The organism is Streptomyces sp. NPDC093510, from assembly GCF_040683555.1.
In the GTDB taxonomy this organism is placed as follows: Bacteria; Actinomycetota; Actinomycetes; order Streptomycetales; family Streptomycetaceae; genus Streptomyces.
The window spans coordinates 119,652-132,146 of the sequence record NZ_JBFBEE010000005.1; the positions used below are offsets into that span (position 1 = coordinate 119,652).

The 12,495-nt window shown below is 71.2% G+C and carries 13 protein-coding genes; 6 read left to right on the forward strand and 7 right to left on the reverse strand.

The annotated features are described in order from the left end of the window. Positions 1–12 precede the first annotated feature (12 nt). Entirely contained in the window at positions 13–882 is an 870-nt protein-coding gene (locus AB0N81_RS09795) for a SigB/SigF/SigG family RNA polymerase sigma factor (protein WP_365357214.1), read from the reverse strand. A 48-nt stretch (positions 883–930) separates the two neighbouring features. Continuing rightward, the gene (locus AB0N81_RS09800; protein ID WP_365357216.1) at positions 931–1,377 is read right to left on the reverse strand and encodes an ATP-binding protein; all 447 of its coding nucleotides are present in this window, start codon (positions 1,375–1,377) and stop codon (positions 931–933) included. Positions 1,378–1,608: 231 nt separating this feature from the next. On the opposite strand from AB0N81_RS09800, the gene AB0N81_RS09805 reads away from it, so the two are divergent. Further along, positions 1,609–2,412, forward strand: coding sequence for an alpha/beta hydrolase (locus AB0N81_RS09805; RefSeq protein ID WP_365357218.1), 804 nt, complete (start codon positions 1,609–1,611; stop codon positions 2,410–2,412). After that, a complete protein-coding gene (locus tag AB0N81_RS09810; RefSeq protein WP_365357219.1) occupies positions 2,412–3,692 on the forward strand; it encodes a SpoIIE family protein phosphatase in 1,281 nt (426 codons plus the stop codon). Before AB0N81_RS09805 ends, AB0N81_RS09810 begins: the two co-directional genes overlap by 1 nt. Before the next feature lie 9 nt (positions 3,693–3,701). On the opposite strand, the gene AB0N81_RS09815 is transcribed toward AB0N81_RS09810, so the two are convergent. Beyond that, positions 3,702–4,604, reverse strand: a complete 903-nt coding sequence (locus tag AB0N81_RS09815; RefSeq protein ID WP_365357221.1) for a LysR family transcriptional regulator — start codon at positions 4,602–4,604, stop codon at positions 3,702–3,704. A gap of 151 nt (positions 4,605–4,755) precedes the next feature. Between AB0N81_RS09815 and AB0N81_RS09820 the strand changes: the two genes are divergently transcribed. Continuing rightward, entirely contained in the window at positions 4,756–5,811 is a 1,056-nt protein-coding gene (locus AB0N81_RS09820; protein WP_365357223.1) for a YncE family protein, read from the forward strand. A gap of 24 nt (positions 5,812–5,835) precedes the next feature. Here the strand turns inward: AB0N81_RS09820 and AB0N81_RS09825 are convergent, their stop codons facing one another. After that, on the reverse strand, positions 5,836–7,365 hold the full coding sequence (locus tag AB0N81_RS09825) for a PLP-dependent aminotransferase family protein (protein WP_365357225.1): 1,530 nt from the start codon (positions 7,363–7,365) through the stop codon (positions 5,836–5,838). Between the two features lie 136 nt (positions 7,366–7,501). Here AB0N81_RS09825 and AB0N81_RS09830 point away from each other — a divergent pair, with 136 nt between their 5' ends. Continuing rightward, positions 7,502–8,152: a hypothetical protein gene (locus AB0N81_RS09830; RefSeq protein WP_365357226.1), complete on the forward strand. Its 651-nt coding sequence runs from the start codon at positions 7,502–7,504 to the stop codon at positions 8,150–8,152. Here AB0N81_RS09830 and AB0N81_RS09835 read toward each other — a convergent pair. After that, on the reverse strand, positions 8,135–8,650 hold the full coding sequence (locus AB0N81_RS09835) for a chorismate mutase (protein WP_365357228.1): 516 nt from the start codon (positions 8,648–8,650) through the stop codon (positions 8,135–8,137). The genes AB0N81_RS09830 and AB0N81_RS09835 overlap by 18 nt on opposite strands. Positions 8,651–8,833: 183 nt before the next feature. Then, complete coding sequence (locus AB0N81_RS09840) at positions 8,834–9,679, reverse strand: alpha/beta hydrolase (protein ID WP_365357229.1); 846 nt, start codon at positions 9,677–9,679, stop codon at positions 8,834–8,836. 209 nt (positions 9,680–9,888) lie between these two features. On the opposite strand from AB0N81_RS09840, the gene paaK reads away from it, so the two are divergent. Beyond that, positions 9,889–11,172: a phenylacetate--CoA ligase PaaK gene (gene paaK / locus AB0N81_RS09845; RefSeq protein ID WP_365357496.1), complete on the forward strand. Its 1,284-nt coding sequence runs from the start codon at positions 9,889–9,891 to the stop codon at positions 11,170–11,172. 47 nt (positions 11,173–11,219) lie between these two features. On the opposite strand, the gene AB0N81_RS09850 is transcribed toward paaK, so the two are convergent. Then, positions 11,220–12,014 carry an ANTAR domain-containing protein gene (locus AB0N81_RS09850; protein WP_365357231.1) on the reverse strand — a complete coding sequence of 265 codons (795 nt, stop codon included), beginning with the start codon at positions 12,012–12,014 and terminating at the stop codon, positions 11,220–11,222. Between the two features lie 128 nt (positions 12,015–12,142). Between AB0N81_RS09850 and AB0N81_RS09855 the strand changes: the two genes are divergently transcribed. Next, entirely contained in the window at positions 12,143–12,493 is a 351-nt protein-coding gene (locus tag AB0N81_RS09855; RefSeq protein ID WP_365357233.1) for a MarR family transcriptional regulator, read from the forward strand. Positions 12,494–12,495 lie beyond the last annotated feature (2 nt).

The window sequence follows — 12,495 nt, forward strand, 5'->3', positions numbered from 1 at the left end:
CCGGTCAGCGGGTCAGTCGGTGGCCATCAGGCCGGCGCGGAGCTTGCTCACGACACGGCTGATCAGCCGCGACACGTGCATCTGCGAGCAGCCCAGCTCGTCCGCGATCTGCTGCTGGGTCCGCTCCTCGACGAAGCGGAGGTGGATGAGGGTGCGGTCCCGCTCGTCGAGGTCCGCGATCAGCGGCGCCAGGGAGTGGAAGTTCTCGACGAGCTCGAAGGACTCCTCATCGACTCCGATGAAGTCGGCCAGCATCGTGTCGGACTCGTCGTCCTGGCCGTTGACCGCCGCGTTCAGGGAGACGGCGCTGTAGCCGTTGGACGCCTTCTGCGCCTCGGCGACCTCCTTCGGCTCCAGCTGCATCAGCTCGGCGAGCTCGGCCGTGGACGGCATGCGGCCCAGCCGGGTCCGCAGCTCCTCCGTCGCCTTGGACAGCTCGATACGGGCTTCCTGCAGCCGGCGCGGCACGTGCACGGCCCAGGAGGTGTCGCGGAAGAACCGCTTGATCTCACCGGTGATGTAAGGCACGGCGAAGGACGTGAACTCGACCTCGCGGGTGAGCTCGAACCGGTCGATCGCCTTGATCAGACCGATGGTGCCGACCTGGATGATGTCTTCCATCTCCTGCGGGCCGCGGTGCCGGAACCGGGACGCCGCGTACTGCACCAGCGAGAGGTTCATCTCGATCAGCGCGTTGCGCACGTACTGGTATTCGTGCGTGCCCTCCTCAAGTTCGGTCAGGCGGTGGAAGAACCGCTTGCCGACCTCCCGTGCGTCCTTCGGCGCGACGGAGGAGGGGTCCGTGTACGCGCGCTCGACGAGGCCCGCCCCGGCCAGGCTGGTGGCCGTGTCCTGCGTCTGCTCCTGCGTCACGGTGATCATGGCGTTCCGCTCCTTGTCAGCTCGGCTGCTTCCCCCGCAGCGGCTCGGTTACCCCGTCGATTGCCTCTCACGCGTGCGATCTGTCCCACACGTCTCGCCGAGCCGCTCGGACACGTCCAGGGCCGCCACGATCGTCTTGCCTCCCCGGTTCACCTCGACCGTGACGCTCGAGCTGAGCTGCTGGATCATCGGCCAGCCGAAGCCGCCGGGCCGGGCCGGAGCCGCAGGTACGCGGCAGGGCACCGTCTCGCTGCGGTCGCTCACGCTCAGCAGCAGGACGCCGTCGTGGACGCGGACGCCGAGGTGGGTGAGCCCGCCGCCGTGCCGGATCGCGTTGGCCGTCAACTCGCTGACCACCAGCAGCGCGTCCTCGCGCAGCCGGCGCGCCCGCGCGGGCTGCAGCGCACGGCACACCTGCTCCAGCGCCGAGCGGACCTCGGCCCGGGCCCGGGAGCAGGTCGTCCCCGCCGTGCCGGGCGTCTCCGGCGCACTCATCGGGCTGTGATCCTTTCCCTGCACACGTGCAAACACGACCGCGTCCCACCGTTCCTTCGTGCCGTTCCTTCGTGTTCGCATGCCCGACGGCACGGCCCGCACACCTCCGCCGTGACACGGGCACTTGGCACGTTCACAACAGTGAAATAGTACGAGGTCAGCGCAGTCTCACCGCCGGGACCGCCCCACCTGTCGACACCGCGTCTCGGTAGAACTGGTTTCATTACGACCATGGACATCATCCGCAGGAACAACGTCACGGTGACAGGGAACCCGCGGGGGCCGGCGGTGGTCCTGGCCCACGGATTCGGCTGCGACCAGAACATGTGGCGGCTGACGGTCCCCGCACTGGAGCGGGACTACCGCGTTGTCCTGTTCGATTACGTCGGTGCGGGCCGATCCGACCCGTCCGCGTTCTCGGCGGAGCGCTACGGCTCACTGGACGGCTACGCCCAGGACGTCGTGGAGGTGTGCGAGCGGCTCGACCTGCGCGACGCGGTGTTCGTGGGTCACTCGGTCAGCGGAATGATCGGCGTCCTCGCTGCCCGGCAGGCGCCCGACCGCATCGGATCCCTTGTGATGGTCGTCCCCTCCCCCCGGTACATCGATGACGACGGCTACCGCGGCGGGTTCAGCGAAGAGGACATCGAGGAGCTCCTGGAATCCCTGGAGGCGAATTACCTCGGCTGGTCCGCGGCGATGGCCCCGCTCATCATGGGCAACCCCGAGCGGCCCGAACTCGGCGAGGAGCTCAAGAACAGCTTCTGCGCGACCGACCCGGACATGGCGCGGGTCTTCGCCCGGACCACGTTCCTGTCGGACGCCCGGGACGACCTCAAGAGCGTGTGCGTGCCGACGCTGATCCTGGAGTGCACCCAGGACGCCATCGCTCCCCGTGAGGTCGGCGCGTTCGTCCATCAGTCGGTTCCCGGTTCGGCGCTGGTCACGCTCGACGCGACGGGACACTGCCCGCACCTGTCCGCACCCGAGGCCACCAACGCGGCGATCACCGAGTTCCTGGCAGGTCTCCGGTGATGTGCCGGACAGGGCCGAATCCCGAGGGCCACGACGGCGGGACCACCTCGGACTCGGCCTTCGCCGCCCTCCTGGAGGACAGCGCCGAGGAACTGTACGAGAACGCACCCTGCGGGTACCTGTCCACCTTGATGGACGGCACCATCGTGAAGCTCAACGGCACGCTGCTGAACTGGCTGGGGCTCGAACGGCATGCCGTGATGGGCCGGTTGCGATTCACGGACCTGCTCCCCGTGGGCGGCAGGCTGTACCACGAGACCCACTTCGCGCCGCTGCTGCGCATGCAGGGCGAGATCAGCGGGGTGGCCCTGGAGATCAAGCAGGCCGACGGCACCCGCATGCCGGTGCTGGTCTCAGCCGTCGTCAAGTACGGCAGCACCGGCACCCCCCTGCTGACCCGCATCACCGTCTTCGACGCCACCGACCGCCGCTCCTACGAGACGGAGCTGCTGCGCAGCCGCAGAGCGGCCGAGGAGTCCGCGCGGCAGGCCCGGGCCGACCGGGCCCGGCTGCAGCAGGCCCTGGCCGTCCTGCAACAGTCGTTGCTGCCCACGACCCTGCCCGGGATTCCCGGGGTGGAGACGGCCACGTACTACCACACCGCCTCCCCCGACCAGCTCGGCGGCGACTTCTACGACGTGTTCCCCGTGGACGGCAAACGCTTCGGGTTCTTCCTGGGGGACGTGTGCGGCAAGGGCCCCCAGGCCGCCGCGGTCACCTCGCTGACCCGGTACACCCTGCGCGCCGCCGCCCTGCACGACCCCGACCCCGTGGCCGCCCTGTCCACCCTCAACCAGGTCCTGCACGAGCGGTACGCCGGCGACGACCCCCGCTTCTGCACCGTCATCTTCGGCTTCCTGGAGCCCGACCCGGCCGACGGCCACCTCACCGTCCGGCTCGCCTCCGGCGGCCACCCGCCGGCCCTCGTGCTGCGGTCCGACGGCACGGCTGATTTCCTGCACACCCCCGGCGGCCTCCTCGTCGGCGCCCTGCCCGAGCCCCGTTTCACCTCCGCCACCGTCACCCTCGCTCCCGGCGACACGCTCCTGCTCTACACCGACGGCGTCACCGAGGCCCGTACAGGCCCCGACCGCTCGGACCTCTTCGGGGACGAGGCGCTGCGCACTTTCACCGCCGCCCACGCCGGCACGTCCGCCGAGGCCGTCGTCACCGCGCTGACCGGTCTGCTGGCCGGCCTCGGCGAGGGGATCGACGACGACACCGCCCTCCTGGCACTGGGCGTGCCCTCGCCCACCCCGACGGCGGAAAGCCCCCACTGAGGGTCGCTGTCAGACGCTCTCCGGCTCCGGGCCCAGGACCGCGGCAGCCAAGTGGTCGCGGAACCAACGCTGCCCCGGGTCCGACGAGTTGCGCGGGTGCCAGGCCATGCCGAGGTCGACGGGGGCCAGGTCCAGGGGGATGGGGAACGTACGCAGTCCCAGTGCGGAGACGGCGTCGGGCAGCCAGTCGTCCAGGGTGAGCGCGACGAGGTCGGTGTCCCTGGCGAGCAGCATCGCGCTCGTGTGGCTGGGCACCACGACCGCGGTCCTGCGCCGCAGCCCGCGTTCCGCCAAGGCGCTGTCGATGGGGCCATGACGCTTGCCGAGCCGGGACACGCCGATGTGGTCGGCCGCGGCGAAGCGGCGCGCGTCGATCCGCCCGGAGAAGAGGGGGTGGCCGCTCCGGGCGACGCCGACCAGCGTCATCCGGGTGAGCTGCCGGGTCCGGATCTCCGGGTCCAGGTGTGCGAGGACGCCCAGTTCGACGTCCACCCAGCCCTGCCGCAGCGCGGGACCGCCCTCCACCGCCTCCGGCAGGAAGACGACGTCGACGTGCGGTGCCTCCGCGTGGACGCGGTCGGTCAGCGTCCCGGCGAGTCCCGCGAGGAGCACGTCGGCGGCCTGCACGGTGAAGGTGCGGCGGAGGTGGACGGGGTCGAAACCGGCCCCGGGCCGCAGCACGTCGTCGCAGCCGCGCAGCAACGCGCTCACCTCCCCTTGGAGTTCCAGTGCGCGCGGTGTGGGGACCATGCCCTGTCCTGCGCGCACCAGCAGCGGGTCGCCGACCGCGCGGCGCAGACGTGCCAGCGTCCGGCTGACCGCGGCGGGTGACGTGCCGAGCCGTTCGGCGGCGCGTGTCACGCTGTTCTCCTGCAGCAGGGCGTCCAGCACGCGCAGAAGATTGAGGTCCATGGCCACCAGAGCACTCCTGAACTGCGTTTTTACGTGTGAGTCAATGACTGGATGCTGATCCTTGCATTGTGACGCAACGCCCTCGTGCCGAGAGTGGAGGGGTCGGCGCAATCGCGTCCGGCATCCCTCCGTCTCCTCCGAGGAGTTCCCCATGCAGCAGAACCCGCGTGCCGGTCGAGAAGGCGACGTACTGGCCGTGGTCAGTCAGAGCGGCCCGACGGTCTCGTTCTTCGACGCCGCGTCCGACCGATTCCTCGGCGCGGTCGACGTGCCCGCCGAGCCGCACGAGCTGTGCTTCGACCCGACGAGCCGCCTCCTGTGGTGCACCACGGCGTACCACTCGGGCTACTACCACGCGAACAGCGGCCGCCGCACCGAAGTGACCGTCATCGACCCCGACACCCGCCGCGTCGTCGAGGTCGTCGACCTCGCGCCGGAGCACGGGCCGCACGGCCTCGCGCTCGACACCGCGCGCCATCGCCTCTACGTCAGCGTGGAGGGCTCGGACGACCGGCCGGGCGGCGTCGTGGTACTCGACACGGAGACCCGCAGGCCCGTGGGCAGGATCGACACGGACGCGCCCGGCCCGCACTGGTTCGCCGTCGACCCGGCGGGCAGGACGGGGTACGCCACCAACAAGGAGGCGCCGTTCGTCTCGGTCGTCGACCTCGACAGCGGAGCCCTTACCGCGAAGGTCGAGGTGCCGGGCAGTGAGGGCCTCGCCGTCTCCGCCGACGGCGCGTACGTCTATGTCGCCTCGCCGTACGCCATGTTCTCCCCCTCCGCCGCCGGGGAGCGGCCGACGCCCGGCATCCGGGTCATCGAGGCCCGTACGGCGACCGTCGTCGACCTGCTGCCCACGGACGACGTCGTCCTGCCGGTGCACCTGACGTCGACGGGGAAGCTGCTCGCGGGCGAGCTGCACATGGAGGCCGACCCGGAGTCCCAGCTCGGACGGCAGGCCGCAGGCCGCCTCACCGTGTTCCACGCCGACACCCGCAAGCGGCTTGGCGAGGTCGGGGTGGGGAGCGGACCGCTGACCATCACGTCGTCCCCCGACGGCCGGATCGCCTACGTGGCCTGCGTCGTCTCGTCCACCGTCGATCTGGTCGACCTGGAGACGCTGGAGATCCTGACCCGGCTGGACATCGCCAAGCGCGGTGAGCCCGGCGCCCACGGGCTGGCCTACATCCCGCGCCCGGCCTGACATCCCCTCTTCCTGCCGGTGTCGTCACGCCACCCAGTTCGGCCGCCGCCCCGCGCCGGAGGCCGGCCCGAGCCCGTCGGCCAGGGTGGCGGCCATGCGCCGCACCGCCTCGCGCAGGGTGTCGGGCGGGGCGGTGTACGGAATGCGGAGCCGCTGCTCGAAGACGCCGGGGTCGGTGGCGAAGAAGGAGCCGCTCTCGATCCGCACACCGTGGTCGAGTGCCCGCTCTGCCAGCGCCGAGGCGACGGGTTCGCCCAGGTCCACCCAGAGCGAGAGGCCGCCGGGCGGCAGCCGCCAACTCCAGTCGGGCAGGTGCTCGTTCAGGGCGGCGGTGAGCGCCGAGCGCTGCTCGCGCAGCTGTGCCAGGCGGGGCGTCAGCAGTGCGTCGGCCCGGTCGAGGAGGTCGAGGGCCAGCAGCTGGTCGAGGACAGAGCCTCCCATGTCGGTGGCGACGCGCTGCCCCGCGAGTTCGGTGACGAGCCGCGCGGGGGCACGCAGCCAGCCGATGCGCAGGCCCGCCCAGTGGGTCTTGCTCATGGAGCCGACGGTGATGAGCTGTCCCGCGCCGCCGGGCGCCGCGTGCGAGGCGAGGGGCGGTGGCGCGGGCACGTCGAGGGCGAGCTCGGAGAGGGTCTCGTCCACGACGAGCCAGCACCCGGCCCGCTGGGCGGCGCGCAGCACCCGGCCCCGCTCGCCCTCCGGCATGAGACACCCGGTCGGGTTGTGGAAGTCCGGTATCAGGTAGGCGAGTCGGGGGGCCGCCTGGCGGAGGGCCGACTCGACGATGCCGACGTCCCAGCCCTCCTCGGTCACCGGCACGGACACCGTGCGCAGCCGGGCCCGGCGCATCGCCTCCAGGGCGTTCGGGTAGGACGGGTTCTCGGCCAGGACGCGGTCGCCGGGCCCGCACAGGAGTCCCAGGACGAGGGTCAGCGCGTGCTGGGCACCCGAGGTCACCAGGATCTGCTCGGGCACGGTGGCCAGCCCTCGCCGGGTGAAGCGCTCGGCGACGACGGCCCGGAGTTCCGGCAGGCCGTACGGGTGGTAGCCGGGGGTGTGCGCGTGCGCCGCCAGCCGCGGGGCGATCCGCAGGACGGTGTCGGTGAGTTCGTGGCCCGGCAGCCCGGGGGCCGCTCTGGCCAGGTCGATCGCGGTGTCCTCGGCCGCCAGGAGCCGCCGGACACCACTGGGGGCACGGCCTTCGGGCAGCGCCGTCCAGGTGCCTGCGCCCTGCCGGCTGTGTGCGTAGCCGCTCTCGCGCAGCAGGTCGTACACGGCGGTGACGGTGGTTCTGCTGGTGCCGAGGGCCGCTGCCAGTTCGCGTTCGGCGGGGAGCCGGACGTGCGGGGCGATGCGGCCGTCCAGGATCAGCCCGCTGATCGCCTGGGCGAGGTGGCGGTAGGCGGGGCGTGCGGCGGCCGGGTCGGGCAGCATCGCGGCGAGCCACCGGCTGCCCACCGTCCGGTCGGTGCCGCCGACCGTGCCATCGTTCGTGTCGCCCGCCGCGCCGCCTGCCATGGCGTCGACGGGCCGCTCCGCGTACGCGTCGACCACACCATTCTCCTGGGATTGGCTGTGTTCTCCGGGCCAATCACTCTACAGAGTGGCCGCAATGGCCCGAAGCCGCGCAAGTGTCCTTCGCGGCACGCGCACATAGGCACACGCTCACTCAGCTCGGAGGCAACCCCACATGCGGCAGGACATCTCGTACGTCCCCTTCCTCGAACACCCGACGAGACGCCTGCCCCAGCTCCTCATCGGCCTCGCCCTGTACGGATTCAGCCTCTCGGTCCTGGTCAGGGCCTCGCTGGGCGTGAACCCGTGGAGCGTTCTCTACGAGGGCCTGGAGCAGCGCACGCCTCTCAGCTTCGGCACGATCAGCGCGGTGCTCGGCGTGCTCGTCCTGCTGCTGTGGATACCGCTGAGGCAACGGCCGACGTTCGGCACCTTCGCGAACATCGTTGTTCTCGCCGTCTCTTCCGACCTCGGCCTGCTCATCCTCCCCGAGGACCTCAACCTGCCCGTCCGGATCGGTCTGCTCGTCGCCGGGGTGGTTCTCAACGGGCTGTCCGTGGCCGTCTACGTGGGTGCCCGCTTCGGGCCCGGCCCCCGGGACGGGCTGATGACCGGCGCGGCCGCGGTGACCGGCCGCTCGCTGCGGCGGGTCCGTACCGTCATCGAGCTCTCCGTGCTCGCCGTCGGCTGGCTGCTCGGCGGGACGGTGGGCGTCGGCACGGTGCTCTATGCCGTGGCGGTCGGCACTGTCACCCAGTTCTTCATGCCGTGGTTCGTCTACCGCGCTCCGCGTGACGAGCGGCGGGTGTCAGTCCGCGCAGACTGAGCGCAGCGCCCGGCCGAGGGCGACGGAGTGCAGGGCGTCGAGCCGGTGCTCGTGCCGCACTTGGGCGGCCGCGGCGGTCAGCACTCCCCCGCAGTACGGCGCCGTGCGTGCCTCCGGGGACGCGGCGATGCCCCGTACCAGTTCACCGTTGACGCGGTTGATCTCCTTGCGGACCTCGGCGAGGTCGGGCCGGTGCGTCGGGGCCTGCGACGGATCGGCGTCCCAACGCCGGAACAGGCCCCGCTGGACGACCTTGTTGGCCTCGATCTGGTCGCGGAAGATCCGCACGGTGACCGCCGGGTCGGCGCCGATCTCCCTGGCCTGGTCGGCCACGGCGTCCAGCACCTGCCGCTCACGGGCCGGGTCGTCGATGGGGCTGTCCGTGCCGTACTTGGCGGCGGCGACGAGGTCGGCCGTGGCCAGGCGCTGCGCGGACAGGTCGGCGAGTGGGCGGAGCCGGACGTACGGGCCCGGGGAGGCGGTGGTCGCGTAAGCCATGGCCGTCGAAGCAGTGGCCGTCGAAGCGGTGGCCGGGGTGGGGCTCGGGGGCCCCGGCGGCGAGCAGACGGCGGGTGGGAGTGACGTGGCGCACGACGGTTCCCCCTGAGGGTCGGTGAGTTGCGGCGGTCCTGTCGGTTCTCTGCCAGGTCTGGCGGGCCCGTGCAGGCATGGCCGTCCGGATCAGTCCTGGGCGAGGAAGCCCTCGACCCGCCGCACGAACCACTCCGGGTCGTCCAGCCACGGGAAGTGCCCGCCGCGCGGCTGCACTTGGCGGACGCCGTGCGGGAAGAACCCGGCGAACTCCTCGGCTCGGGCCGGGTTCGGACCCCCGTCCCACTCCCCCGCGAGGACGAGGACCGGCGCGGCCAGGTCTGCCAGGGCGGCACGCGTGGCGGGCGGGTCGAAGGCACCCTCCCCGTAGAAGGCGGCCGCCGCCTCCGCGTTCTTCTCCGTGGCGCTGGCCGCCCGGTGCGCCTGCGCGATCGCGTCCCAGCGCCCGTAGGCGAGGGGAGCGAGGGCGTCCCACACCTCGGCGGAGCCGCGTCCGGCCGCGAGTTCCTTCAGCGCGGCCTGCGCGGCCGGGTACCAGGGTTCGTCCGCCCGGAGCGCCGCCGCGTCGCGGTGGTCCTGGTCGGTGACCGTGAGGCCGAGGGAGTGGGTGGCCGGGGCGACCAGGACGAGCCTGCGGATCCGCTTCGGGTGGCGGGCCGCGTACAGCGTGGCGATGTTGCCGGACGCCGAGTGGCCGAGCAGGTCGACGTGTTCGAGCCCCAGGTGCTCGCGCAGCGCCTCGACGTCGTCGACATGCCGGTCGCAGCGGTACGTCGCGGGATCGTCCGGTGTGGCGGAGTCGCCCGTACCGCGCAGGTCGAGCAGGATCAGACGGCGGTGGGCGGTGAGGCCGCCGAGGTCGCCGAAGTAGGCGGAGGCGCGCATGGGCCCGCCCGGCACGCACAGCAGCGGTTCGCCGTCCCCTTTCTCGTGGTAGGCGAGCTCTGTCCCGTCATACGCATGGAATGTCGGCATGGCAGTGATCATCACATCCCGTGCCCCGCCCGGGCAACGCTGTACGTGCGTGGCTCATGACCGTGGCCCATGCCCGTTGCACCGCAGCTCAAAGCAGCTGCGCGAGATCTCTTGACGCCCACCGCCGGGCCTGGATTACTGAGCTCCACGGAAGATCGACGACCGAATGATCGGTCGCGCGCGCAGGACGGGAGCATCCCATGACGCGTATGCCGCTGTTGCTGGACGCGGCGGAACGGCTGGGCCCTCGCGAGCTCGGGGCCCTGCAACTGGAACGCCTCCAGGACACATTGCTGCACGCGTACGAGAACGTCCCGTTCCACCGGGCCGCGTTCGACAAGGCCGGACTGCGCCCCGACGACTGCCGTTCGCTCGCCGACCTGGCACGTTTCCCCTTCACCACCAAGGACGACCTGCGGGCCAACTATCCGTTCGGGATGTTCGCGGTGGAGCAGTCCGAGGTGCGCCGGCTGCACGCGTCGAGCGGCACGACGGGCCTTCCGACAGTCGTCGGGTACACGGAGCAGGACCTCTCCATGTGGGCGGACGTGGTCGCGCGCTCGATCCGTGCCGCGGGCGGCCGCCCCGGTGACAAGGTCCATGTGGCGTACGGGTACGGCCTGTTCACCGGAGGTCTGGGCGCGCACTACGGCGCCGAACGGCTCGGGTGCACGGTGATTCCCGCCTCGGGCGGTATGACGGCACGTCAGGTGCGGCTGATCCAGGACTTCCGCCCCGAGATCATCATGGTGACCCCGTCGTACATGCTCACGCTCCTGGAGGAGTTCGAGCGGCAGGGCGTCGATCCCCGGTCGACGTCCTTGCGGGTGGGCATCTTCGGTGCGGAGCCGTGGACGGAGGAGATGCGGCGCGAGATCGAGGAGCGCTTCGCGATCGACGCCGTCGACATATACGGCCTCTCCGAGGTGATCGGCCCGGGTGTGGCGCAGGAGTGCGTGGAGACCAAGGACGGTCTGCACATCTGGGAGGACCACTTCTATCCGGAGGTCGTGGACCCGATCACCGGCGAGGTGCTGCCGGAGGGCGAGCGCGGCGAGCTCGTGTTCACGGCGCTCACGAAGGAGGCCATGCCCGTGATCCGTTACCGGACGCGGGACTTGACGCGGTTGCTGCCCGGCACGGCGCGGGTCTTCCGGCGGATGGAGAAGGTGACGGGCCGCAGCGACGACATGGTGATCCTGCGCGGCGTCAATCTCTTCCCCACGCAGATCGAGGAGATCGTGCTGCGCACGGCGGGCATCGCGCCGCACTTCCAGCTGCGGCTGACGCGCGAGGGTCGGATGGACTCCCTGACGGTGCGGGCGGAGGCGCGCGCGGACACTCCGGCGGAGCGGCGCGAGGCGGCCGCGCGGGAGATCGCGGCGGCGGTGAAGGACGGCATCGGTGTCTCGGTCGGCGTGGAGATCGTCGCCCCGGAGACGCTGGAGCGGTCGGTGGGCAAGTTCAAGCGGATCGTGGACCTGCGCCACTGAGGCCGGTCCGTCCCGATGTCCGTGCGTTCAGGCCTTGGTCCGGCCGGTCAAGGAACGCCGTCGGAAGGCAGAGCGGGCTTGCCGATCGGAACGATCAGGTCGGGGAGTTGTTCCGCCCGCGCGGCGTTCACCTTGACGATCGCGGCCTCGAGCTGTTTGCGCACGGCGCCGGGCAGGGCCGCTCCCTGGACGGTGCCCACCACGTCGCCCGCCAGCACGTACAGCTTGGTGTTGGTGTTCTGGGAGGCGATGACCAGGACGTCCCAGGCCGCCTCGGGGCTGAGATTGAAGGTGGACATGAGGATGCCGCGGGCCAGGTCGATGGTCGGCCTGGTCTGCATGGCCCGGCGCAGCTGAGCCACGACGGTGTGCAGATCCTGCTCGGTGCCCTCGGGCGGGTTCGCCTCATGGACGACGGCGCACGGCGTGTCCTCGTCCTCCTGCCGGTCGAGGGGCGTGAGCAGGGCGCGGGTGCCGGTCAGGTCCAGCAGGCGCTCCACCGCGGGGCTGCTGGAACGGATGACGACGGTCTTGCCCTGTTTCACGGCGTGCTGGCGCAGGCCGAGCAGGAGGTTGAGGCCGGAGCAGTCGCAGAAGTCGACCTCGCTCAGGTCCAGGTCGAGGCCGTCGGACACCTGGCCGAGGGCCCGGTACAGGTCGTTCCTGAGCCACTGGCCGGTGTCGAGGTCGAGCTCTCCCCGGAGCGCCAGGCTGCGCCTGGTACCGGCCGGGGCGGCATCGGTCGGCCCGCGCGGCGAGGAAGCCATCGGTGCGCTGCCGCCCTGATCGTGCTCGCCGCCCTGCTCAACGAAGGGCCGCTGTGAGTATGCGGGCTCCGGCATGGCCTCTCCTCCACGTTTTCGCCTACCGCCGCTCTTAGGCTGCCCCTCATGGGGCACACACGTCAACTAATACCTGAAATCGAGTACGTGTTTTTGAAACCGTGAATGCCAGACACTAGAGTTGGCGCATGGATGGAGTGCCCGAGCCACATACCGGATGGACGTTTCTCACCAATCACGCCCGCGTGCTGGCGGCGATCGCCGACGATCACAACGCCCGCATCCGTGACATCGCCGCACACTGCCGGCTCACGGAGCGCGCGGTCCAAAAGATCATTGCCGATCTCGAGCAGGATGGTTACCTCTCCCACACCCGGGAGGGACGCACCAACACGTATCGGATCGACCCCGGCAAGGTGCTGCGCCACCCTGCCGAGTCCGGTCTCGCTGTCGCCTCCCTGCTCTCCCTGCTCGTCAGGGACGAGGCCGACCGGACCGGTTCCGGCCAGGACGACGGACGGCACCACGCCAGGACCTGACC